Source organism: Bradyrhizobium ferriligni (assembly GCF_056837965.1).
Genome location: NZ_JBXEJO010000037.1, coordinates 1 through 24,388 on the forward strand (window position 1 = coordinate 1; position 24,388 = coordinate 24,388).

The following is a 24,388-nucleotide window of genomic DNA, read 5'->3' on the forward strand; positions in this document are numbered from 1 at the left end:
ACGAGATCAGCCTGGACGAGAATGTCACCCGGGAAAACATGCATCCCGCCGACCAATTTGAAGCGTTCAGGAAGCTCGCGGACGAGCGCGGCCTCGGTGCGGAGGAGATCGCGGCCCGCTTCGGCGTCACGGCGCATGTGGTGCGGCAGTGCCTGCGATTGGGTGCGGTTTCGCCCAAATTGATGCAGCTCTATCGCGAGGGCGATCTGACCCTTGAACAGCTGATGGCCTTTGCCATCGTCGACGATCATGCCCGGCAGGAAGCTGTCTACGAGCGGCTCTCGTATGACCGGGATACCAGCACCATCCGCCGTCTGCTCACCGAAACCCATGTCGTCGCAACGGATCGTCGGGCGCGCTTTGTCGGGATCGAGGCCTATACGGAGGCGGGCGGCACGGTGCTGCGCGACCTCTTCACCGAGGATCGCGGCGGGTATCTGGAAGACGTCTCGCTGCTCGATTTGCTGGTGACAGCAAGGCTCGGCCGCGAGGCCGATAGCCTGCGGGCAGCCGAAGGGTGGCGATGGACGGAAGCCCATCTCGACTTCCCGCATGCTCACGGCATGCGTCGCGTCTACCCGCATCCGGTCGAGCTTTCGGCGGAAGATCAGGCTGCCCTTCAGGCGGTCCAGACCGAGTTCGACCGACTGACGGAGCAGCATCAGTCGGCCGAGGAATTGTCTGACGACGTGGACGCACGGTTTGGCGAACTAGAGGCCGAGATCGACCGGCTGGAGGCAAAACGGCAGGCCTACGATGCTTACGATGTTGCCCGCGGCGGCGCGTTCGTGGTTCTCAATCACGATGGCACGGTGCGGGTCGAGCGGGGTTTCATCCGCCCGGAGGACGAGAAACCTGAGGCTGAAACCGGCTCCGTCAGCGATGTCGGGGCGCGGGATGAGGAGGACCGGGGAGGCGAGGAAGCCGCGCCAGATGGCGAAGACGACGAGGGCGTGGCCGACGAGGAGGACGAGAACCAACGGCTATCCGACGCTCTCGTTCGCGACCTCACCGCGCACCGAACCTTGGGGCTGCGCCTCAATTTGAGTGAGCAGCCTGACGTCGCCATCGTGGCGGTGACCCATGCGCTCGCCGCTCAAATCTTCTATCTCGGGGCGGCCGCGCATGTGGTCGGCATCCAGCCAGTGAAGACCGATCTCGCTGCGCACGCGGACGGGATCGAGGACACGGCGGCAGGCAAGATGTGGTCGGATCGCCACGCCAATTGGGCACGGCAGTTGCCCAAGGACGTCGCCGGACTGTGGGATTTTGTGGCCGGGTTCGACCACGACAGCCGCATGGCGCTGTTCGCGCATTGCGTCTCCCTGACGGTCAACGCGGTCAAATTGCCGTTTGACCGGAGGCCACGCGCTCTGGCGGCGGCCCGTCGTTTGGCCGAGGCGTTGGCGCTCGATATAACCTCCTACTGGCGTCCGACGGTGCGCAGTTATCTCGGTCGCGTCACCAAGGCGAACATCTTGGAAGCTGTCCGCGAAGGCGTCAACGGGGAGGCGGCCGAGCGCCTGACGGACATGAAGAAGGCCGACATGGCACAGACTGCCGAACAGCTGTTGGCGGCGACCGGCTGGCTGCCGTCGTTGCTGCGGACGGCCGTACCGCAGGGGCAAACTGACGTGCAAGTCGAGCGGCAGGACAGCGAACCGCATTCGCAAGCAGCGGAGTGAAGCCTGCGCCGGGGCCGCGCGGGCGGCCCCGGGGGGTCAAAAATTTCGGCCGCGCCCTGTGGCGCGCGGCCGGTTCCATCGATGCCAAGCGGCGACTTTCCACGCATCCTCCGATCAGGGGCACGATCCGTCCCGATCGACGCCGATTGCTGCAGCCAGAGTGGCATTGCCGCACCTCCTTCAACCTTCATCAGCGAGGCGTAGATCGGGGCCGGGAAGCTCGGATCTTGGTCTTGACCGCGCATGCAGCGTGCATTGGGGCGGACAATTCCGGCGGCGCGATCGTTTCCCTGTGCGAACATGTGGCCGGGTTCGCTTGCGTTGGTTTGGCTGGGTCGTCCCTGCGATTGATGCTCGGACATCGGCTCATCTTCGACCGAGTCAGCCCCTGTCTGATGCTGCAGCGGGGCGGTCGCCACGACAATCTCCATCAGTTCCGTCGTGGTGGCGCGTCAAACGCAGTCACGATTGGGCTGATCAAGCCCGGGGGACGGCAAGAGCCTCGATCGCCTTCCCGCAACGGCTCACGCCTCTTTTTTCCCCTGCCGCGAAGCGGCGGCATTCCTCGCGAAGGACAAAAAAGCAGGCTTATCGCCGTCCTCCGCTGGCGCTGCGGGCCTTGCGGCTGCGGGCCGATCGCTCCCCGGGCCAGGGATCGCCATCGAGGCTGCGATGGGCGCGGCCCGAGCAAAACAAACGGAGATCATCATGGCGACCATCGGCACTTTCACCGCTTCTGAGAACGGCTACACCGGCTCGATCAAGACGCTGACGCTCAACATCAAGGCCAAGCTCGTCGCATCCGAGAAGGACAACGACAAGGCTCCCGACTACCGCATCTTTGCGGGAGCAACCGAGTTCGGCGCCGCCTGGAAGAAGACCGTCCGCGACAGCGAGCGCGAATATCTCTCGGTCAAGCTCGACGATCCGAGCTTCCCGGCCCCGATCTACGCCTCGCTGGTGAAAGTCGAAGGCGAGGAGGGTTTCAGCCTGATCTGGTCGCGACGCAGCGGCGATTAACCCTGACGGATCGTCGGCCCCGCCTCCTCGGAGGCGGGGCTTTTTTTGCGCTTCTCGCGCCGCTTTGGGGAGCAAGTGGAGCGGCATTTTTTATTCGGAAAGGAGGCTTCGCCGCCGGTGAGAATGCGACCGATTGGACGGAATTTGGGGCGCGTCTTGTCGTGAGTCTCCTGGAAGTCTGCGTTGGCTCGAGCTTCGAATTTCGATCGCCGGGCGTGATATTGCGGCAGTTTCGCAAGGGGGAATGACGTCTCCGCGCGTGCTCTCAGAGTTCGAATTGCGCCGGGTTTGGTGAGCGAAAGGGCTGCATTTCAGGCCGCTTCGATTGAATCCGCGGTGGATCGAGTTGGCAGTTTGAGCAAACCCAGGCGGATCAAGTGGGATGAAGAGGAGGGCAGAGGATCACTGCCGCCCGTAATCGGTCTGCGCCCGAACTTGCGGCTGATCGCGTGGCTCGCGCGCCGAATAACCCGCACACTGCACCGCCTCAGCAACGCGGAAGGCGTGCGATGGAATGGTTCTGTGGACTGGATGTCGGGATGGACGAGAGCGCGATTTGCGTGGTCGACGACACCGGCGCGGTGGCGCTTCAGACGACGGTCGTGACCGATCCGGAGGCGATCAAGGCGGCGCTCAAACCGTATCTTTCCCGGCTGCGCCGGCTCGGCCACGAGGCCGGCGCGCTGTCGCCCTGGCTGCACCCGGAGCTCGTCAAACTGGGCTTGCCGGCGGTCTGTCTCGAGACCCTGCACATCCGCGCGGCGCTGAACGCGCAGCGCAACAAGACCGACAAAACCGACGCGCTCGGCATCGCCCACATCATGCGCACGGGCTGGTTCCGGCGCGCGCATATCAAGAGCGAAGCCTGCTACCGGCTGCGGCTTTTATTGACTCACCGGCGCAATCTGAAGCGCAAGTTTCTGGATCTCGAGAACGCGATCCGGCACTCGCTGAAGGCGTTTGGCATCCGCCTGAGCCGGGTCGGGCGGGGCGGTTTTGCGCAAGCCGTGCGCGACGCGGTAGCGCACGATGCGCTGGTCAGCGAGCTGATCGACGCCATGCTGAACGCGCGCGCGGCACTGTGGAAAGAGTACTGCCGGCTGCACAATCTGGTGGTCAAACTGGTCGCCGGCCACGCGTTGTGCCGCCGCTTCATGCAGATCCCCGGCGTCGGTCCGATCGCGGCGTTGAGCTTCATGACCGCGGTTGACGATCCTTCCCGGTTCAGGCGCTCGCGCGACGTCGCCGCCTATTTTGGCCTGACCTCGCGGCGCTGGCAGTCCGGCACCTCGATCGACGTGCAGGGCCGCATCAGCAAGGCCGGTGACGCCGATGTGCGGCGCGCGCTGTACGAGGCGGCGAGCGCGCTTTTGACCCGCTACAAGAAGAAAGACAAGGTCAAAAGCTGGGGCCTGGCGCTCGCCAAGCGCAGCTCGCACCGCAAGGCAACTGTCGCGGTGGCGCGCAAACTCGCCGTGATCATGCACGCGATGTGGGTCGACGGCACGTTCTACTGCGGCGACCCCGATGCTCCAAAAGCGGACGTCAGCGCACGCGCCGCGGTCAAGCAACGCAGGCTGCTCGCGCCCCTCGCGTGAGGCCGCAGGGCCAGATTTGGGAGATCGATTGAGCTGATCAACGCGACGTTTTGAACACGGAGCTCCGCGACGAGCGGATGAGACCTGGTGCAGATCCACGACGACGGGACGCACGTTATCTTGCCTGTGGCCACGCCCCAAAACGGGCGCCTGGACCACGCGGCACTGCCTGTGATGTGGCTCCGTCCAACCGATGGAAAGATGCGCCGCGACGGCTGCCAGCTGCCCCGGAGCAGCGATTTTGGGCCGTCGACGAGCGCGGAAGAGTGCACGGCGCACCGGGACTCTCGCGCGTCGCCAACGCTTCGTGGCGTCGATGCAAGGACCTTGTCACAGCAAAGAGAGGAAGCCAGAATGGGTGAGATGAAGCGCGACAGACGACCGATTAAGAGGGCAAGATAAAAGCACTGTCGCCGAAGGACGGCTAAGTCATTGTCTGCACATCCAAGAGTTGGGGATGCGGCAGGCTGCGATGTCGCCAATCGCCGTCTAAGGCAATGCCGCTGTTCGCCGATTGCGGCTGCGACTTGGCGGTCTTCCATTGGCTTTACACGTCAGCGGTCATCGCTGCCGGGAGCCGCGACATGCGAGGAGTCGGCGACGAATTCGAAGTGAAGCTCGGGCGGATCGGCAACCTCTGAGCCAGGAGAGCGACCGGCTAGTTACGAGGCATCCGGCAGGAGGCGACGAAGGCTGGTACCAGTGCGCGGACAGGGTCGTCGTTTACAGGCGGCCGCGCGCAGGTGCGATGTCGGAGGGATGCAGACGAAGCCAGGCCAACGCCGTATTTTAGTCAAGGCACGGATCGTACGGATCAAGTCAAGTGACACGGCGCCATGCGAGCTTACCTCCGTTACATCCAACGCTACGGCGTCACGCGGGCGAGCTAAGGGAGCTGACCTTTACGGAACGCAGCGCCAGCGATCGCCAGCAATTCCGGTTTAGTGGTGCCGGAGATAGCGCGCGTTTCAGGGGGCCTGCGCGACAAGGGAGCGCAAGGAAATGACCTTGTGATCGTTCGCGACTGTATTACTCACGGCTTGCGGGCATGGGCGGCGGACATGATCGCCCACGGAGCTTGATCCAGAGACCGAGATCGAGGCCGCTCGCAAGCTCGAGTGGGAGGTTACAGCCGAGCCGTTCACGCACTTGACCGGGCAATCCTGCACGATGCACAGAATGGCGTGCTGGAGCACAATATGCAACGCGCAGGAGCCTCAGCCCGACATACCGCACGACCCTGCAGGAAAGGCTCAAGAGGTTTGCGGCAGAGAGCCGCGAGCAAGCTAGTCACATGCCTTATGTGTCGAGCGCAAACAGCTCGTGAAGAGAGCCCATCAGGCCGAGACTGCCGCCTGTCTCGATGAGTGGATGAGTTCGCCGGGTCTTCCAATTCCGACGTAGGGGCTTGGGCCTCTCCTCCCTTTAGGCTCTTAAGGCGGGCCCGTACGGGGGCCCTTCGCTTTAGGAACTTAGCGCTCTACCCAGCGTTCAATGCTTATGAGTGAGAGTGTACACGTCCTCGTCGAGAATGCCGTCCAAATCGCTTGGGACTTCCTTGAAGGGTCCGGCGAGATTATCGATGGGTACGAAACAAGCCGCTTTCTTGTAGCTACGATAGGGAAAATGGCACTGGCCGGTGAGCGACGTAAGCTCATGCTCGCAAACCGTGCTATCGACGCTTACCGGAAGAGTAAGCCACAAGCCGCATGAACAAACGGATAGACGAGGCGGTCGCATCCCGTGCTTATGAGCGCTTAATTGCGGGCCGGCGTGGCGGCGTACTCGTCCATGATCTCGAAAATTCCTCGGTAGCATCGCACTTCTTTCCGCACATGGCCTAGCTGTGCCAAAAACTGTCCAGAAAAAGTTTGTTTAAGTCCTTTTCGAGCATGTCCTTTCGCCGCGAATCCTTGTCGAGACAAGAATCACAGGACATCAGGATTCGCGGGAGGTTCGTACGCGGGTGCGCGGGAACCGTTCTCCGACATCATGCTCGCCGACAGTGCCGCCTCGGTTCTCGCGCACCAGCCGGTGGATGAATTCGAGCTTCTCGATCACGGCCGGCGCGAGAACGAAGGGATACAGATCCTTCGATCCGATCGCCCGGTTCACGCTGTTCATGGCAAAGACAAACGGCAGCCACGCGTTCGTCACTCGATCGAACTCGACGATCCTGTACGGATCGAAGTCGATGCGGACAGACAGGCCTTCGGCCGCCTCGGCAGTCGCGTGGATCTCAATGCCGAAATTGCCCGCCATCTCGAGCGTATCGACGATGTGGATATAGTGGGCCCACGTCTCCGCGAAGTCCTCCAAAGGATGTACGGAAGCGTAGGCGGACACGAAGCATTCCTGCCAGTCCGCCGGCGCTCCGTCGCGATAATGGTGCTGCAGCGCCTGCTGGTAGTCCACGGTGTCATCGCCAAACAGCCGCCGGAACTCCGTCAAACCGCCGCCGTCGCGCACCAGGGTGTCCCAGTAGTGATGGCCCACCTCGTGCCTGAAATGACCGAGCAGAGTGCGATAGGGCTCGCCCATCTGTATGCGCCGCCACTCCCGCTCGATCTCGTCGGCCTCCGTGAGGGCGATCGTTATGACGCCGTTTTCGTGGCCGGTCATGACCTTAGCCGCGGGAGTATCGGCGAGGAAGTTGAAGATCAATCCGTGCTCAGGATCCTCGGAACGCGTGCGCAGCGGTAGCTGCCAGCGCAGCAGCGAGTAGAGCAGGCGGTGTTTGGCGGCCTCGAGATCGCGCCAGCCGGTCAAGTTGTCGGGCACTGAGAGATCCGGGACCGTGCCGTTATGTCGGCAAGCCAGGCAAAGGCCGCTTTCCTGATTCTCGGGCAAAAGCCAGTTGCAGGCGCACTGGCCTGCGTTTGCGCAGAAGAAGCGGCGGGCTTCGCCGTTTACCGGCTGGAAACTCATGCCGGCGTCTTTCAGAGCGACCAGCGTCCCGCAGCTCGGATCGTAGCCAAGCTTATGGCCGCACCGGCCGCATGTGTGGTTTTCAAAATACAACACATTCCCGCAAGCTTGGCAGGAGAAAATCTTCATTGGGAAGCTCGACGAGAGAGCTAAATGGATGCGTATTGGCCCATTCAATTTCCGAGCCAAGCTTCGGTTCCAAAGCTGGAGGCGTCGACGAGCCGTCAGCGAAAGGATGCTTCGCGGGCTAGCGACACCCGGGTATACGACCGGTTCGCTTCGATGCCTGCTTTTGGCCGAAAGGCGCCGACGAGTGACGACGTCGACCTCGCTCAGTCGCCGTGTGCCCCCAGCAAAAGCTGCACGCCTCGCAAGCCTGTGCGCTGAATAGCTTTGCCGGCGGGCGGCGGTGAATAGTCGGTTTGGACTGATTCATGCTTTGGAATAGCCAAACATGGAGAAAGCGCAATGAGGCAAGACCTGTTGGCTATCAGCGGTGGAATACTTGCCACCGGCGCTGTCGCCTGGATGCTTTGGGGTAATCCAGTGCACGCGCCGCGCTTACCTCAAACATTGAACGCGGACCGAGACTTACGAGTGGTCTCTCAGCAAGGTCCGTATATGCTGGATGAGCGGTCTCGCGAGGCTTCATCACCCCCTTAGCGATGACCGCTGCTCTCGTTTGGGGCGCCGGCGCACCGGCCGAATCCTCTGTCATAGCTTTCGGTTGAGGGTGTCTCGGCACGTCGGATGGCGGACGTCAGCCGGGCGTTTCTTGTCGGGCGAATAGATTACCGCTATAGGAACGTGCAGTTGGATGCAGCGTTGCTGCGGCATGGAATGTCCCCAATGCTGCAAGCCAATGACGGCTCGACGCGAAAAGGGTTTTACCTTTGAGCCGTGCCGCGAGTGTTTTCGTCTTTACCCTGACGTCTAACTTTTGGCTCTCCCTGTACGATCGATCGGCATCATCCGGCCCCCCAGGCCGATACCAGCGTCAGTGCCGCAGGGTCGGTGTGCTTATGGAGGAAAGGGGATTTTATCCGCTCCATTGATTCATTTCTCTGGTCGCCTCTCGAGCGAGCCGGAAACCTAGCATTGCTGCATCGGAAGGTCGCCGATAGCCTGTTTGGGTCATTGACGCAAGGCGCTCGCACAAATGTCATCGTGGCGGTTGCGATGACAGTTGCAGAGAAAATAGTTCGCATTGTTCGCGAACAACCAAGTCTAACTGAACGCGAACTTGCTGACTGCCTTTTCGGAGAGGGCGCAACAATACAATGCGTCAATCCGACATGCCGTAAGCTCGTCGCTCAGGGCTTGCTCCTGCGCCAAGGCAATGGATGGAGGGCCGATCCATTCAGGTACCATCCGGCAAATCCGACACGGTAGGTCCCGCTCGATGATTAGGACTGTCTTGGGGCCCCCGGGGCGGTTTTGCGAACCTATGGCTCGTCTCGCTACTCCCACCTCAGGTTCATTTCCCCGAGGCGTTCGTCGCCCGCTGGTTGACGTCCTCGTCGCGTCGCAGCGGCGCTGGATCTCGCGACGTCCTCGGAAACGTCCTCGGACCAGCGCTCGGCGGTGTTGAAGCCGATCATCCGGATCAGATCGGAATGTTCGCGGCTTATCCGAGCCGGGCTTTTATAACGCTGGTTAACTATCGGGAACTCTGCCAGGCCGGCCACGGAACCCATGACAGGAATTAAAGCATAGGCCCATGCGCGGGCCGGAGTTGTCGCGGCAACTATGTCCGGTACCATGCTTATGCGGTCCATTCGCGTGGTTGCCGCTAGAGGCGTCATCACGCACGCCCGACAGTTAAAGTCTAAACTAGGCTCCAGCTTGGCCCCCTCGCTGGAGCTCTTCTTTTTAGATGGCGGGGTTAAATTCGGTCACCGCAAACGAGGAGCGATATGGATCGCGTGTCCCTTCTACTCCCTAGCCTTAATCACTCTGATCACGGTGGCTGGCCTGAGCGCCTTTGTGGCGATTTATCTGGAGATCGGACACCATCACTGATGGCGTGCTACCTTTCGATCTTGCGAAGCTGTCGCTTCAGGCTCTCGATCTCTTTGCGGATGTTTTCGTGGGTAGGACCGTCCGAGAATTTGGCGCGCCAGCGTTTCGCCCCGCGTTAGCTTATTGCTGAGTTCTTGGCGCTCGCGTTCGTGATCCGTCGTCTCGGCACAAACTGCACATTCGGAAGACTTAGCTTTTCTAAGATTGTGGTTCCCGTACTGGCTTCCCTCTTGCGGGCGCCGATAGCTCAGTCGCCGCATCATCGAGGCAGTCAACTCTATGTGGCCGATAGGAGCGCATGGGCTTTCGATGGCTCAAGACACCAATGTCGGTGCACTTCTCCCTTTCATGTTCAGCGCAGCGACGTGCTTTGAATCGAGCTGCCGCTGAATGATACTCACAGTCCATCCTTCCCGGATTTTCTTCAGCACTTTGTCGAGCGCTTCCTCGCGGAAGGTCGCTGCGAGCCAAATCTGGATGGACTTCGGTCGCCGGTTGCATGAGCGGTAAAAGCTGAGTGCCTAGGATTGTTTCAAAGACTTCCGTTTGGCGACCTAAAGGCGAGCAATGAAAAGGCCCCGACGGTGAGGAGACATGCGTCGGGGCCTTTGGTAGGCGAATTAAGGAAACGACGTCCGCGCGTCAGCGGCCGATTCCGGTTCCTTCGCCATAGAGTTCCCGCTCGCGCTGTATCTGGTCGCTGCTGAATGGCCGTGCCGCAGGATCAAATCCCTTCCAGCCCGACTGCTGCCAAGCGGCCGTGCGCTTGCTCATGTCCACTGATGACTGATCGAGCACGGCTTCTACTCGACCGCGATCCTGTTCGTTGACGCGTGCACAGACAAGCGTTCCGCCACGACGCACGCCCTCGGCATAGCGCGAGGCTTCCTCTTCCGGAACGCCAGATTGGGTCAACGCGCCGATGATGCCCCCCGTTGCGGCGCCTGCGACAGCACCGGCCGCAGTGGAGACAAGCCATCCAGCGGCGACGACCGGGCCGAGGCCAGGAATTGCAAGCAAGCCGAGGCCGGCGAGCAGACCTGCAGCTCCGCCCAGACCTGCGCCGATGCCCGCACCTGCACCCGCTCCCTCTGCTCGGTCGTCGACGCCGTCGCGGTCTCGATCAACTTTGCTATCCCGGCCGTGCCAGCCTTCACCATTATTCGCGATGACGCTGATGTCGGATGACGGGATGCCGCTCTGCTCAAGTCGCTGGACGACACGCTCCGCGTCGCCATAGTTGTCATAGAGGCGAGAAATCGTTGTGGTCATGCTGGTCTTCCTTTCTAGTTCGCCGGGTTCACGTTGCCCTGGAAGTCCAGGCTGACTTCGGCCTGCTTGCCACCCTTGGTGGCCTTTCCTCTCCAGACGCCGTTATCGTCCTTCTTGAGATCGGAAACCCCAGAATAGCCGGCAGCCTCAATCCGCGACTTCGCTTGTCCCTCGGTAAAGCTGTTTCGGCCCGCCACGGGTGCGTTCGAGTTGTTTTCACCCGAACGATTGACGGCGCTATTGTTCGGGCCGCTCTGCGCGGGTGGCGTTTGCGCCGAGACCGACGCTGAGCTCAGCAGAACTGCCGTGGATATGAAAGCAAGCACTCGCAACATCTTTTTGTCCTCTGGTTTGGCAATTGCCGAGGACAAATGAGCGTCAATTCGATTGGTTGCTAAGTGCGTTACTCCACCGCAGGGGACCGCTTGCGCGTTATCGCATGTTAACGAGCGGGACGATCGGTTTTGTCCCGCAGCAGATCGGCTCTAGGCGCCCTAGGATACGGCGCGGCTTTCTCGGGGGCGAAGTAGGTCCAATCACCACCGTATTTCACTCCGTCCGTACTTGAGTGAGGTGCCGCTTGAGGGCGCTGCGACTGACTGTGGTGATGGCCTCATCGAGGAGTTCGAGACGCATCTCGAGGATCGACATGAGGTCCAGATTGTCGCGCCGGTTGGACACGAGTCGTCCGCGCGTAACCGCGGTATAGATAGAGCGAAGGCTTTGCAGCGCTGTTAAATTACCTTGCGCGATGTAACCATCCACCAAGACCACGAAGGCAAGACTATACTCGACCGCCACCTTCCCGCGTGCTCCGTGTGTCATTGTCGAAGTCCCACCTGGGCGCGCCCCGCCCGTGGATGCATTGTTAGTTGTCTCATCGCGCATGTTGCTGCGTGGCGTGAATATGCGGGGTGTGGATCTTGCTTTCGGCGAATCGGCGGCTATCAAACGTCGCGCCGCAGGGACAGCGCATCAGCGACGAAGGCTGTTGAGAAGGCAGCTTCTCGCCTCGCCCCCGCATGGCTGCTTGCGCGCGATCCGATCGCGCGGATCAAGTCAGGCCTGGAAATTCGCCTCGGTCAGCGTAGGCAGCAACTCGCCCCATACCGCTTCGAACGCCGCGCGCTTCATCAAAGGTCGCGGCCGGGCCTCCGGTCGCAGCCCCGGGTGGAAGCCGCATTTCCATTCCCACTGATCGGCGTGGTTCGGCGCGCCGGTGCGCCCCCCAATCGAGTCAACGACGACGTCGCCATAGATATGTTCCACTTCCCCCCGGCCGCGCCGACGCATCAGCTCGGTCACGGTTCAGCGCTGCCACAGCTCGGCGGCTGGCCGCTTTCCGGCCTTGCCGCATTTTACACAGCGCAGGCGGCCGGCGAGGTCATGCACGTGGGTTGTGGGTGCATGTCGCAGGGCGGCCCGCGCGGCGCTTGCAACGGGTGCATTTGATCTCGAGCCTGGGATAGCCGGCATTGATGGCTTAGTCGATCAAGGGCGACGGGTCGATCGGACGCCATCGGCGCACATCTTCTCGTTCCAGTTCTGACATAGCAACTCGTCGGCCTCGCGGATTAGCGCCTCGGCGGCGTCGCGCTTCTCGGCCGATCAGGCGGCAAGCATCGCGGCGCGCCAGCTCCTTCGTCAGCGTTTTGCGGTCACCGCCGCAGAGAGGGGTGGGGTGGTGTCTTGGGCCGTGATGCGCATTCTCCTGCGGAATCGAACGTGCCGGGAGTCGCAAGGATATGACTCTGTTGCGGCGAGCCGCGCTATCCATTGGTCAATCGTTCTTTTGTTAGGCGCGAGAGCCCAGGAGTGTACTCATAAACATCGGCTTCCACTCAGAAAACGGAAGTTGCCCAGTCGTTCATCGGCGGCTTTCAGCGGACATTGTGCTTTAGGGCGCGTGCTTGCTCTTAATTTCCGCTGTGCTCGCAATGACGAGATCATGTCGCGAGATGCTCTCGCGTCTCGGAAACGATACGCGCGATTCGACTTTTGGCTACAAAGTATGGCCCAGCGCGGGCGAGGCTTTCTCCAGACTAAGGTCCCTCCTGCAGCCTGTTTTCAGCAGGCCGAAAGGGGGCACTCTGAGCAATGCTGGCCAGGATCCCAATTTAGACGAAACCTTTCAGCGGCTTGGTCGTTATGGGAACCGAAGGGCGGAGGGACTTGGATACGAATGAATATGCAAGGGCGGCGGCTGGCGGGACGCGGCCGATGACGGAGGGTGGAAAGACAGTCTCGGCGCTTGGCCGCGCCGAAGTCCTCGCCGCATTGGGCGAATGCATCCGCGAAATTCAGAATCCCGACGAGCTTGCTTATGCGGCCGCGAAATTGCTGGGCCGGACCCTCAAGGTCAGTCGGGCCGGCTACGGTACCATCGACACCGCTCGCGAGACCATTACCATCACCAAGGACTGGAACGCCCCGGGCATCAAAACCCTCGCCGGCACCCTGCACTTCCGCGATTACGGCAGCTACATCGAGGATCTCAAGCGCGGTGAAACGGTTGTTTGCGAGGATGCCGAGAAAGATCCGCGCGTTGGCGATCGCGCCAAGGCGCTGGAAAATATTTCGGCGCGCGCGCTTGTGAACATGCCGATCACGGAGCCCGACGGCGTCGTAGCGCTCCTCTATCTCAATAATACCACGCCCCGCCTTTGGACCGAGGCGGAGCTTGAGCTCATCCGCGAAGTGGCCGAGCGGACCCGTACTGCCGTCGAGCGGCGTCGCGCCGAAGCTACCATCCGCGAAAACGAGGCGCGCCTTTTGTTTCTAGATGCGCTTGGCAAGGAAACGGCAGCGAGCCACAACGCCGACGATGTGCTTGCCGTCACCACACGCATGCTCGGCGAACATCTCGGCGTATCGAGTTGCGCTTATGCGGATATGGATGCCGACGAAGACGGCTTTACCATCCGCGGCGATTGGGCGGCACCCGGCGCCATGCATATCCTCGGTCATTATAGCCTGGCGGACTTTGGCAAGAAAGCTGTGCGGGACCTGAGTGCGGGTCGGCCCCTCATCATAAACGATAATAGGAAAGAACTCGCGCCGGACGAGGCGGGCACTTTCCAGAAAATCGGCATCGGCGCCACCATCTGCATACCCTTTATCAAGGAGGGCAAGCTCACGGCGTTGATGGCAATTCACCACAAGGGCCCTCATGAATGGACACTACGCGAGCTTGCTCTCCTCAGCGAAGTAACAGAGCGCTCCTGGGCTCATATCGAACGGGTCAGATTGGAGGAAGCCGCTCGTGAGGCGGCCGAGCGTCTGCTTCTCGCCAACAAGGCGGCCGGCATCGGCACCTGGGACTTTGATCCGGTCCGTAACATTCTGCGCTGGGACGCACGCTGTAAGGCGCTGTTCGGCCTGCCGCCGGATGCCGATGTCACCTATGACGAGACGTTTCTTGCCGGGTTGCATCCCGAAGACCGCGATCGTGTTCATGAGGCGGTTTCCAAAGCCTTGGCTCCGGACTCCGTAGCCTACAGCATCGAATATCGAACGATCGGGATCAGGGACGGAATCGAGCGCTGGCTCGCTGCGACGGGCGATGCCATCTTCGAGGGCGGCCGCGCTGTGCGCTTCATCGGCACCGTGATCGATATCTCTCCTCAGAAAAAATTTGAGCGCCATCTCCGGCTTCTCAACGATACCGGCGCCTCGGTCGCCCGCGAACGCGACCTTGATAGGATCGTGCAAATCGTCACCGATGCCGGCGTTGAGCTCAGCGGCGCTCAATTCGGCGCTTTCTTCTACAATGTGATTACGGCCGATGGCGGCAGCTATATGCTCTACGCGCTGTCCGGCGTGCCGCGCTCGGCCTTTGAGAATTTTCCGATGCCGCGCAACACAGCTGTCTTCGAGCCGACCTTCAAGGGAACCGCAGTAGTCCGCTCCGATGATATCCTCAAGGATTCGCGGTACGGGAAGAATGCGCCGCGCCATGGCATGCCTGAAGGCCATCTTCCGGTCCGTTCCTATCTGGCGGTCCCGGTTATCTCGCGATCAGGTGATGTGCTCGGCGGCCTGTTCTTCGGTCATGCCGAGCCCGGGCGCTTTCAGATCGGGCACGAAACGGCACTCCTTGGCATTGCCGGCCACGCCGCGACCGCCATCGACAATGCACGTCTCTTTCTTTCCGCGGAGCGCGAACTTTCGGAGCGCCGACGCGCCGAGACCAATCTGCAGACACTTAATGCCGAACTCGAGGAACGCGTCGCCGGAGAAATCGCCGAACGCCTGAAGGCCGAAGAGCAGTTACGTCAGGCGCAAAAGATGGAAGCCGTTGGTCAGCTGACGGGCGGCATAGCCCATGACTTCAATAATATGCTTGCGGTCATCATTGGCGGCCTCAACCTCGCAAGGCGTAAACTCGTCAAAGGTGAAATCGATATCGATCGCTTCATTGATGGTTCGATTGACGGAGCCAATCGCGCCGCCACACTTACCCAACGCCTGCTCGCTTTCTCGCGTCAGCAGCCGCTCGCGCCCGAGTTACTGGACGTCAATAAAATGATCTCCAGCATGAGCGAATTGCTCGACCGATCGTTGGGTGAACTGATCGAGATCGAGACGGTGTTGGCGGCAGGTTTATGGCGTGTCAAGGCTGATCCAGCGCAGCTGGAAAGTGCGGTGCTCAATCTTGCGGTCAATGCACGCGATGCGATGGCGACAGGCGGAAAACTCACGATAGAAACCGGCAATGCATCGGTCGACGACCGTTACGCGCGCGAGTACGCGCTTGGTGCCGGCCAGTACGTTCTTATCTGCGTAACCGACAATGGTACGGGAATGCATACTGACGTGCTCGCGAAAGCTTTCGATCCCTTCTTCACGACCAAGGGCGTGGGCAAAGGTACGGGTCTCGGCTTAAGTCAGGTCTATGGCTTTGTTCGCCAGTCCGGCGGGCACGTCAAAATCTATTCAGAGCCGCGCGTTGGCACGACCGTCAAGATCTACTTGCCGCGTTATCAGGGAAACGAAGCCACATCGTCCGGAACGGCGCCGGATGCGCGTGGCGGGGTGACCGGTCATACCCGCGAAGTGGTATTGGTCGTTGAGGATGACGATCGCGTGCGGGCTATATCCTGCGAAACACTGCGCGAGCTAGGCTATACAGTGATTGAGGCGGGCGGCGCACGGGAAGCGATCCGCAAGGTCGAAGCCGGTGCTTCTCCGGATCTGCTTTTTACCGATGTTGTCATGCCGGAAATGACGGGAAGCGAGCTTGCCAAAGTCCTGGTCGAATTACGGCCTAGTCTAAAGGTGCTCTTCACTACCGGCTACACCCGCAATGCCATCGTGCACAATGGCGTTCTTGATTCCGGCACGAGCCTTCTCTCGAAGCCGTTCAATATCGAAGACCTTGCCACAAAGGTGCGGAACATCCTCGACGGCCTCTAAGGATCGGGGCTTAGCGATCGCACCTGGTACCTTGAGAACGAGTCTGGAGCCAAGCTCGCGCGGCCTGAATCATTCCGGCTGCGCCCAATTAAGCGAGAAACTGGCAGTCGGCGGCGCGCGGTCGGCCGAGCTGCTCAATGCTGGCATCCTCGAGGCTGGAAGCGGGCGTAGTTGCCAAAATGAAAGGGGCCGCTCCCGCGACCCCTGCACGAAAAATGAACCATGACCTTACCGCAATTTCTGCCCAAGGCGGCTTCCGTAAAAATACGGGGGGTGCCGTTCCGGGCTTGACGAGCTCGAATCGCCGTCTAAGTCGTTTCCGTGACAAGTCACATGAGGAAGTTAATGAAGGATATGGAGACGCACTTGGAGAAGCTTCGGATTGAAGCTGAGGAGTGCGAGCTGATCAGCAGACTGGCGACCAACACGACCAAGAAGGAATTGTTCGCCAAGCTGGCGGCGCATCACCGCGCGCTAGCTGACGAAGTCGCGCACGCAATCAGCGCATCTCAACCAAAGACCTAGTTGCAGCCGGAGGAATCTCTTGCTCGCACCCGGGGCTCCAGTCCATGTTCCGGGCAAAGGAACCGGTAGGGAATGCAGGGACATATGCAACTCCACTGGAGTGACGAGATGAATCGACGACTGGCGGCTATTTTCGGCGTTGGTCCGATCGGCAGCGACGCTGCTGTGAATCAAGGTCGTGAATGCAGCTTCGATCCCTTCCGCAGCATGATGTTCGTTCGCCGGGGCACTCGCGCCGTCATTGCATGACCGCGTCGCTATCACTGCCCTCTCGTCGGCTGCCCTTTTAGCCAGCGGCCACTGCGGAAGGGCAAGGGGCAGTTCGTTCAAGGGACGCAACCGGAAACATGGGTGGGCTTTCCACCCGCGGCGCCGTTCGGTCTTGAGAGGGTCAAGGCTGCACGGCTGGCACCTTAGTCCGGTGCGCTGGTCCAAAGACAAAACGCAAAATGGCCTTGAGGGGCCTGCCGCAGTGTGAGCATTTGGCCAGATCCAAGGCATTTCCCGCACGTGACTCGCGCGGGGAACAATGGTTCCTCGGCGGCGTTATCGCGTTTTTCGAGGGGATTCGATGGAAAAGATCGTTGAGCGAGTGGTCCGCACCTACGGAATGATGGTCAACCTCAGCCCACAGGAAGAAAGTTCAGTCAGGCAGCGGGTTGTTGAATTCGTCGAAGGCCGAACAGGCGATGAGAACGCGATCGCGGTTGAGGCTATCAAACATCTGCGCGGTGTGAAGCCGTATCGGAAGCGGTCACCTCGGGCGTGACGGCTCTGGCCGAGGCTGCTCGATTACTCGTTACCGGCCCACCTCTCTCGTCGCTATTGTTGTTCCGCGATCGAGTGCGTTGTTGATTAGATATCTGACCAGCGACATGACGCCGAGATCGCAGTCGCATCGTTCTTTGAGGTGGGTGCTGCCCTCGCGCGCGCCAGAGTAAAGCGCCGGCTCGCCGGCGCCGCCACGTGCGGTAGCGGCTCACGAAACCGGCTTCTTCGCGAACTGCGGAAAAGTCTCGGCCACAACCGGTCCATCCAGCCGCCATAGATAGCTAGGCGCCGACGAAGAATGGCTGCTCTCGCTGCTCAAGCAGTTCGCGTACGACCGGCGTCACGTCGTCAGCCAGCTGGATTTACGGATGCGCCGCCGAGCCCGCGAAGGCCTGCTTGCCCAATAAGGGAGGGAGGCCCGAGAGAGAAACCTCATACCGATGCGGATGATGGGCCGCTCTTTGGAGCCAAAGCCGCGACGCGAAATGACGGACGCCAAGGCGTGTCTCGATCAATCGGGCCGATCGCACGCTGAGAAGTCGCTAGAAGTCGCGATGAGTGGACGCCAGCGAACCGCTCTAGCGCGGTTGGTCCGGGATTTCTTGCCAAGTCTTCGAGTGCTCTGAAATCCACTTCGCGGCGTCGTGCTCAGTAGTAAAACCCTTGATGACTTCCGTTTCGCCATCGGGCCACAGAATGTCGATCCTCCAGCCAGTGCCGGGACTTTTGTAAGCCATGAAAGCCGGTCGCTGCTCGATCATTCATTGACTATGCGCCGACGGTGGCTAGCTACAAGCCAGTGATCCTGCCACACCTCCATCTTTTTTTGCTCGTGCAACCCTTAGATCTCACGCCGATCCTTTCGTGGTCGTGAGTCAAGAAGATCCGGCAACGGTGACAATTGAGGACGCGGCTCGAAACTTGGCTCTGTGGTTGCTTCGCCCTGTCCGGCACCGGTGGCTAATCACAAGGCCAATCAGGCCGACCGCTATAAGCGAGGCTCCTGCGATTATCAGCCAACACGGCAATTGCAATGAGAGCAGCAAGGCCTTTGCCATTTTCACTCCAGGACAGCGCACTCAAATGCCGCGCCCTCGGGGCGTTTTCCTCAAAGCACTTCTCACCGGCCTCGATCGAAGCGAAGACCTCGATGTGGTCCTCGTCGCTTGGCCGTGTCCGCGTAGATCCAGACAGTTCTCATCGCATCAACTCAAACAGTTCCTTAACCTCGCTCAGACCTTCTCGCAGCGTGCTGTGACCCTGCGTCTGCTCTCGCGACAAGGACGAGAAACGCTGAAGCTGCCCGCGGTCAAATTGCAGAAAAGAGCCCGTACCCTCGTGAAAGTGTTGCCGGAAAGGTGAGGCTTGCCGACAGCGTGTCGAAATTGTCGAGAAACTCCGCAATCTTACCGAGAGGCAAGATTGTTCGCCGCGATGAAGCGCGGAGCGATGAACAGCAATTGGCTCGTTCATTCCCTCGATTTGGCTAACCGCAGGCCGAGTGCGAGCCGCCCGCGAACGAAAAGGGCACGTATCTGGTGCGGTCGTCGCTCTGCGGGCAACCGGGACCCAGTAAGTTATTGATCTTCTGGGTGGGCCCGGCAGGACTCGAACCTGCAACCAGACCGTTATGAGCGGTTGAGCTGACGCGACCTGGAAATATCCTCGCGTTTCGATCCTGTCTCGCCGTTCCGCGCTCCCAAACTGGGGAACAGGAAGGTAGTTAATGGGGCGCGTGCCGCTCACGCCTTATTGAATAGCTTCACCACACGCGCCAAAGCTTGCCAGAGCTTGATGTGTATATGGCGTAACTCGATTGAAATTGCCGAAGCTCAATTCGCGAATCCTAACAGCTGTTGAAGTACCTTCATCGTTGCGTTTTGTATCATCCGGTCGGTCTCCAGACGCTGCAACCAAGCGGAGCTTTCGTGACAAGGAGAGACTATGACGGATAAGCCACCTGAGGAGGCCCGGCGAAGACCGACTGGAAGTTCGTTTTCGCCTGCGGATAATCGCGATGGGAATGTGGTTCCATTTCGCGAGCGACTCAGCTGCACGGTGGACGAAGCTTGCGCGGTAACGGGCTTGGGACGCACAAAGCTTTATGAGCTGATAGGATCGGGCCAGCTTATCACGACAACAATTGGGCGTCGGCGCCTGGTGATTGTACGATCGCTTCTCGAACTTGTGGACCGAACTATTTCGGCTTGAGCGAACCTTGATCAGCGCGATAGCTGGCTCAGCGCTGCGCGCCCTCCTTGATCGGAATGATCCTCTTGGGATCGAGCCAGTGGTCGATCCTATCAGCCCAATGTTGCATCAGCTTCGTGCGCGAGCCGATCAACGCGAGTGGCCCGTGCTTCTTGTAGAGACCTTCCACAGTGGAGTTATCGAGATGCGCGAGCTGCAGCTCCACGACGTCGCCGTCCCATGCCTTGGTGTCCTTGATCTCTTCGTGGTGAGACAGAGTCGAGAAGGTGGTTCTGAAGCCGTGGGCACAATGGTCCGTTTTGGTGTCAACGCCAAGCAGCCGCAAGCGCTTGTTGAGCGTGTTGTTTGATAGCGGCGCATCCTTCGAGCAGGAAAATGCATATCGGCGATGGCCGGTTAACTTCTGAACGCTCCGCAGGATTGCGAGTGCCTGCCGCGACAAAGGCACAACATGGTCCCAGCCGGTCTTCATCTTGAAGGCTGGAACAGTCCAGCGTTCGGCACCCCAATCGACCTCGCTCCATTCCATTTCATTGACCATGCCGGGGCGGGGAATGGTCAGCGCATCGAAGCGCAAAGCAAGGCCAACGACGTCACCAAATCTCGCTCTTGTCCACGGTGCGCTGATGAGCTTGAAGACGCGCGTGACGTCACGTGGTTCGGTGACGCCGGGACGCGGCGTTGAAATGTTGGCAATCATCTGCCCATTCAGATTGCGGAACGGATTGTAACCGTCGCCTTCGACATCGGCATAGTCGCAGATCTGCTCACCGATGCTGCGTACTCGATCGCGGGTTTCCAGTTTCCCGTCGGCTTCGTAGGAACGCATGAACGCGAGCACGTCCGGGCGCTTGATGTCCTGCCTGCACAGCTTGCCGAAGCGCTTCTTGACGTAGCCGACGCGAAGCTCAAGCACCTCGATGGTCTTGGGATCTCGCACCGCTACGATCCTGCCGCGTTTGACTTTCTCCACCTTTTTCTTCGCGAGCCACTCGTCGGCCCATTGTTCGAAAGACCGGGCGGCTGCCTGCCTGTGCTTGGCCAACTGCTTCTCGATGCTGGGGTCTTTGCCATCCTTGAGCTGGTCTTTGGCCTTGTCGCGCTCGCGCCGGGCATAGGCAAGCGAGCAAGTGCCATCGCTGCCATCGCCGTAAGGGCCGATGGAGTAGGTTTTCTGACGGCCGTGGAAGCGGTAGCCCATCCGCCAGAGCTTGGAAGCGGCGCTGCCGGGCCTGCTCACGTCCGGCGTGACGAAGAGATAGAGGCCGCCGCCGGTCACGTCGGAAATCTTGGTCGGACTCCACGCGCCTCCGCCGAATTTCGGTCGGGCAACGCGGCAGTCGACGTCGGTCCTGATCTGCTTTGGATTTGCATGCGCGTCGTCGTTCTTGCGGGCCATCTGCTCAATTCCTTAATTAGGAACAACGGAAGTCGCCGTGAACGTCTGTTCTCCCGATACCAACAGAAATACCAACAAATCGAGCGGCTGGGATCGGATGAGAACAAACGGTGACGAACACCGAGCTATGCAGAAGTGCCTATTTTTCAAGGGTTTGAAGCGCCGCGCGGACGGCTGCGGACGCTTGCGAATGGGAGCGAACAGCCTAGTTGGTGCCCCTGGCCGGAATCGAACCAGCACTCCTTGCGGAACTCGATTTTGAGTCGAGCGCGTCTACCAGTTCCGCCACAGGGGCATTCGCAATGGTCCCGGCCGGGAAGGCCGGGGTCGCGAAGCGCGGCGGACTATAGCGGGCGGCCCGTCACGGTCAACCCGCGCGGACCGGATGTCCCGCGCCCCGGCAGCGGAATTTCCGGCGGGTGTGATCCCAGGGACGACGCAACGCCGTGGCCGTCCGTATGACGTCACAGGAGAGTTTGCCCGGCGGCGGCCGCCTGCCACCGTGCCCATGCCCGGCCGCGGCTGCGGCAACGTTTCCGGGACGGAGGCGCGAGCGTAACGGTATTGTCCGTTCGTCGATCTCGATGACGCACATGAACGCAGGCTGCTCAACCCGAGTCTTTTCTTTTCCGACGAGTTGCAGGCGGCGATGACCCAGTGGCGCCTGCGCGTTCCTACGCATCATCGACTGAACGCGATTTGACCGCGGCGGACGGCGACCGTCACGGTCAACCCGCGCGGATGTGATTGTCCCCTGCCTCGACAGCGGTATCTTCACGCGATACGACCGCAATCGACGATCTTGGAGCAGGGCCAATGACCCTCCCGAACGATGCCCGCAGGAGGACCGACGTGACGATTGCCACCGCCCATCCGTCGCATGCTGCCGCCGCCGGCAATCCGGCGCTGACCTCGGCGCTGGCGATTGCGGTGATCGCGGCGGCGACGCTGGCCGGCGCCTGGTTCTTCCAGCTCGTGCTGGAGATCATGCCCTGTCCGCTCTGCCTCGAGCAGCGCTATGCCTATTACCTCGCGGTGCCGCTCGGCGCCCTGGTCGCGCTCGCGGCCGCCCGCGGCGCGCCGCGTCCGGTGCTGCTCGCCGGCCTTGCAATCCTCGGCCTCGCCGCGCTCGCCAATGCCGGGCTCGGCACCTATCACGCCGGCGTCGAATGGGGGTTCTGGCCGGGGCCGACCGATTGCACCGGCCCGATGGTGGATTTCGGCAAGGCCGGCTCGCTGCTGGACCAGCTCGACAAGGTGAAGGTGGTCCGCTGCGACGAGGTGCAGTGGCGCTTCCTCGGCATCTCGCTGGCCGGTTACAACGTGCTGATTTCGCTGCTGATGGCCGCGATCGCCGGCTGGGGCGTGATGCGAGCCGCGCGGGCATAAGCCCGTAGGGTGGGTAGAGCGAAGCGAAACCCACCATCCTTGCTGCGGAACGAAGCCGATGGGTTTCGCTGCGCTCTACCCATCCTACGCTTCCACGGATAAAGCCCGCCCGTCTCTCGATCCGTCATGCTGAGGAGGCCGCGAAGCGGCCGTCTCGAAGCATGGACGGGCACCAGCCAGGCCGTTCATCCTTCGAGACGCGCGGAGCCTGTCATCGGGCCGCGCTTCGCGCGGACCCGGTGGCGCTCCTCAGGATGACGGGACAAAGAGGGCCTAATCGTCGACGTCGTCCTGCGGCCGGCCGAACAGATGGATGATGCCCGGCGTCGAGATGGTGACGAACAGGAAGCGCGACAGATGATGCGCGCCGACGAAGATCGGGTCGATGTGCAGCGTCAGCGCCAGCGCCAGCATCGCATCCATCGCGCCCGGCGCGAAGGCGACCACGACGTCGGCGAGCCGCACATGGGTGGTGAAGCCGATCACCGCGACGAACACCGCCGAGATCAGGATGGCAATCGCAAACGAGCCGAGCCCGGCGTTGACGTGACTGAGCAGGGTCGAGGTTTTCATCCGCGCGAAGCGGGTGCCGATGATGGCGCCGATGCCGACCAGCGCGATGTTGCGCAGCCAGGGCGGCAGGCCGCCATCGACCAACCCGGAGCCGTGCAGCAGGCTGGAGGCGAGCATCGCGCCGAACATCCAGCTGGCGGGGAATTTGATCCAGCGCAGCAGCAGCGAGACGCCGATCGATAAGGCGACCAGCGCGACGAGGCCGAACGGCGAGGCGACCGAGGTCGGCAACGGCGGTGGCGCGGCATGTGTCACCCCCGTCAGCGCCAGCACCAGCGGCAGCGCCGCGGTCAAAATGATCACGCGCATGGTCTGCACCACCGCGATCGCCGCGACGTCGGCGCCCCTTTCGGCGGCCAGGATCGTGATCTGCGACAGCGCGCCCGGGCTGCCGGCAAGGAAAGCCGAGGTCTGGTCCCAGCCATGGACGCGTTGCAGATAGAGGCTCGAGCCGAAGGTCGAGCAGAACGTCGCCAGCGCCAGCAGGCCGATGGTGAGCGGATAGGAGCTCATGTGCTGCAGCAATTGCTGCGACATCAGCGAGCCCAGGGAGATGCCGAGCAGTAGCAGCACCGATTGCGTGAGCACCGCCGGCACCGCGAGCGGCCGTCCGGCCAAGGCGGCGATCGCGACCGCGACCATCGCCCCCGAGATCAGGCCGCCCGGCAATTCTGCCCACAGAAACAGCAAGCCGCCGACGGTGCCGATGACGAGAGTCTCGAGCCCGTTCAGGACTTTGCTGCGGTCGGGAATGGCCGTTGCCATCGAAGCGCGGATCAGGGTCACGCCGCCTTATGGCAAATTCGCGTGAACGCGACAAATGCATCTCGCGATTGCAGCATTGCGCCCCGGCTCGCGCGGCGCACAGATTTTCACCCTTCGAAACAAGCTGGGGATGGCGATCAGCATCGCCACAAACTCGTCATGACCGGGCCAAAGCGCGAAGCGCGTCTTCGCAGGTCTCCTGGCCATCGACGTCATTCCCACGCGCAAGCCAAGACGTAGATGCCCGGCACAAGGCCGGGCATGACGGGTTCGTCGAGGGATCGAGCGCATGTGCGATTGCCCTCCCCGATGGGGAGAGCGAATCGCATCAAGCCTGTCCGGACGTTATTTCGTCGCCGCGGGCGCGGCAGCGGCGCCGCCCGACTTCTCCTTCTTGCACTCGGAGCGGAATTTCTTGCGCTCCTTGCCGTGCAGCCCCTTGGCGTCGGCTTCCTTCGAGCATTCCAGCGACTGGGCGGTGCGCGGCTTCTTCTCGGCCGGCGCCTTGGTCTCGGCCTTCGGAGCGGCGTCCTTGGCGGCGGGCGCGGCCGTTTGCGCGAAAGCTCCGCCCATCAGCAGCAGGGAGGCAAGGGCGGTTGCGGACGCGAGCGTGGAAATCGTCTTCATGGGGCACCTCGTGAGGGAAAGAGGGTCGAAACGTCGCGCGATGATGCTGAACCGTGGATGAACATGCAGTGGTCCCGCCGCCACAATATTTTAACGCGCAGGCGCGCTGGTGCGTTGTCGCAAGTCGGGGTTGCGCTAGGATAATGGTCTTACGCCAATGCCCCCCACGGGAAACCAACGGGAAACCA

18 protein-coding genes and 1 tRNA gene are annotated in these 24,388 nt (G+C 61.2%); 10 read left to right on the forward strand and 9 right to left on the reverse strand.

What is annotated here, in order from left to right:
- The 4 genes from AC1VNY_RS22140 to AC1VNY_RS22155 form a co-directional block, all read left to right on the forward strand.
- A partial coding sequence (locus tag AC1VNY_RS22140; protein ID WP_482406760.1) for a ParB/RepB/Spo0J family partition protein occupies positions 1-1,685 on the forward strand: 1,685 nt, incomplete at its 5' end.
- Positions 1,686-2,393: 708 nt separating this feature from the next.
- Complete coding sequence (locus AC1VNY_RS22145) at positions 2,394-2,705, forward strand: DUF736 domain-containing protein (RefSeq protein WP_456798625.1); 312 nt, start codon at positions 2,394-2,396, stop codon at positions 2,703-2,705.
- 509 nt (positions 2,706-3,214) lie between these two features.
- Positions 3,215-4,303 (forward strand): IS110 family RNA-guided transposase, encoded by a 1,089-nt coding sequence (locus tag AC1VNY_RS22150; RefSeq protein ID WP_482406761.1) that lies wholly within the window; start codon positions 3,215-3,217, stop codon positions 4,301-4,303.
- A gap of 497 nt (positions 4,304-4,800) precedes the next feature.
- Positions 4,801-4,944, forward strand: coding sequence for a hypothetical protein (locus AC1VNY_RS22155; RefSeq protein WP_482406762.1), 144 nt, complete (start codon positions 4,801-4,803; stop codon positions 4,942-4,944).
- Positions 4,945-6,241: 1,297 nt separating this feature from the next.
- Here the strand turns inward: AC1VNY_RS22155 and AC1VNY_RS22160 are convergent.
- The 5 genes from AC1VNY_RS22160 to AC1VNY_RS22180 all read right to left on the reverse strand — a co-directional run bounded on the left by AC1VNY_RS22160 (position 6,242) and on the right by AC1VNY_RS22180 (position 11,830).
- Positions 6,242-7,360 carry a zinc-binding metallopeptidase family protein gene (locus tag AC1VNY_RS22160; RefSeq protein ID WP_482406763.1) on the reverse strand — a complete coding sequence of 373 codons (1,119 nt, stop codon included), beginning with the start codon at positions 7,358-7,360 and terminating at the stop codon, positions 6,242-6,244.
- A gap of 2,535 nt (positions 7,361-9,895) precedes the next feature.
- The gene (locus AC1VNY_RS22165) at positions 9,896-10,525 is read right to left on the reverse strand and encodes a hypothetical protein (RefSeq protein WP_482406764.1); all 630 of its coding nucleotides are present in this window, start codon (positions 10,523-10,525) and stop codon (positions 9,896-9,898) included.
- 14 nt (positions 10,526-10,539) lie between these two features.
- Positions 10,540-10,860, reverse strand: a complete 321-nt coding sequence (locus tag AC1VNY_RS22170; RefSeq protein WP_482406765.1) for a hypothetical protein — start codon at positions 10,858-10,860, stop codon at positions 10,540-10,542.
- 214 nt (positions 10,861-11,074) lie between these two features.
- Positions 11,075-11,326: a hypothetical protein gene (locus AC1VNY_RS22175; RefSeq protein ID WP_482406766.1), complete on the reverse strand. Its 252-nt coding sequence runs from the start codon at positions 11,324-11,326 to the stop codon at positions 11,075-11,077.
- 258 nt (positions 11,327-11,584) lie between these two features.
- Entirely contained in the window at positions 11,585-11,830 is a 246-nt protein-coding gene (locus AC1VNY_RS22180; protein WP_482406767.1) for a hypothetical protein, read from the reverse strand.
- 915 nt (positions 11,831-12,745) lie between these two features.
- On the opposite strand from AC1VNY_RS22180, the gene AC1VNY_RS22185 reads away from it, so the two are divergent.
- From AC1VNY_RS22185 to AC1VNY_RS22205, 5 genes are all read left to right on the forward strand, one after another.
- Positions 12,746-15,940, forward strand: coding sequence for a GAF domain-containing protein (locus AC1VNY_RS22185; protein WP_482406768.1), 3,195 nt, complete (start codon positions 12,746-12,748; stop codon positions 15,938-15,940).
- A gap of 345 nt (positions 15,941-16,285) precedes the next feature.
- The gene (locus AC1VNY_RS22190; protein ID WP_482406769.1) at positions 16,286-16,465 is read left to right on the forward strand and encodes a hypothetical protein; all 180 of its coding nucleotides are present in this window, start codon (positions 16,286-16,288) and stop codon (positions 16,463-16,465) included.
- A 108-nt stretch (positions 16,466-16,573) separates the two neighbouring features.
- Positions 16,574-16,714, forward strand: coding sequence for a hypothetical protein (locus AC1VNY_RS22195; RefSeq protein WP_482406770.1), 141 nt, complete (start codon positions 16,574-16,576; stop codon positions 16,712-16,714).
- Between the two features lie 322 nt (positions 16,715-17,036).
- The gene (locus AC1VNY_RS22200) at positions 17,037-17,234 is read left to right on the forward strand and encodes a hypothetical protein (protein WP_482406771.1); all 198 of its coding nucleotides are present in this window, start codon (positions 17,037-17,039) and stop codon (positions 17,232-17,234) included.
- Between the two features lie 1,946 nt (positions 17,235-19,180).
- Positions 19,181-19,447, forward strand: coding sequence for a helix-turn-helix domain-containing protein (locus AC1VNY_RS22205; RefSeq protein ID WP_482406772.1), 267 nt, complete (start codon positions 19,181-19,183; stop codon positions 19,445-19,447).
- A 28-nt stretch (positions 19,448-19,475) separates the two neighbouring features.
- Here the strand turns inward: AC1VNY_RS22205 and AC1VNY_RS22210 are convergent, their stop codons facing one another.
- Positions 19,476-20,846, reverse strand: a complete 1,371-nt coding sequence (locus AC1VNY_RS22210) for a tyrosine-type recombinase/integrase (protein ID WP_482406773.1) — start codon at positions 20,844-20,846, stop codon at positions 19,476-19,478.
- A gap of 210 nt (positions 20,847-21,056) precedes the next feature.
- Positions 21,057-21,141, reverse strand: a tRNA-Leu gene (locus tag AC1VNY_RS22215).
- Positions 21,142-21,662: 521 nt separating this feature from the next.
- Here AC1VNY_RS22215 and AC1VNY_RS22220 point away from each other — a divergent pair.
- Positions 21,663-22,235, forward strand: a complete 573-nt coding sequence (locus AC1VNY_RS22220; RefSeq protein WP_482406774.1) for a disulfide bond formation protein B — start codon at positions 21,663-21,665, stop codon at positions 22,233-22,235.
- A gap of 273 nt (positions 22,236-22,508) precedes the next feature.
- On the opposite strand, the gene AC1VNY_RS22225 is transcribed toward AC1VNY_RS22220, so the two are convergent.
- Together AC1VNY_RS22225 and AC1VNY_RS22230 are read right to left on the reverse strand one after the other, a co-directional pair.
- Positions 22,509-23,594: an AbrB family transcriptional regulator gene (locus tag AC1VNY_RS22225; protein WP_482406775.1), complete on the reverse strand. Its 1,086-nt coding sequence runs from the start codon at positions 23,592-23,594 to the stop codon at positions 22,509-22,511.
- Between the two features lie 324 nt (positions 23,595-23,918).
- Positions 23,919-24,200 carry a PsiF family protein gene (locus tag AC1VNY_RS22230; protein ID WP_028342570.1) on the reverse strand — a complete coding sequence of 94 codons (282 nt, stop codon included), beginning with the start codon at positions 24,198-24,200 and terminating at the stop codon, positions 23,919-23,921.
- Between the last annotated feature and the right edge of the window lie 188 nt (positions 24,201-24,388).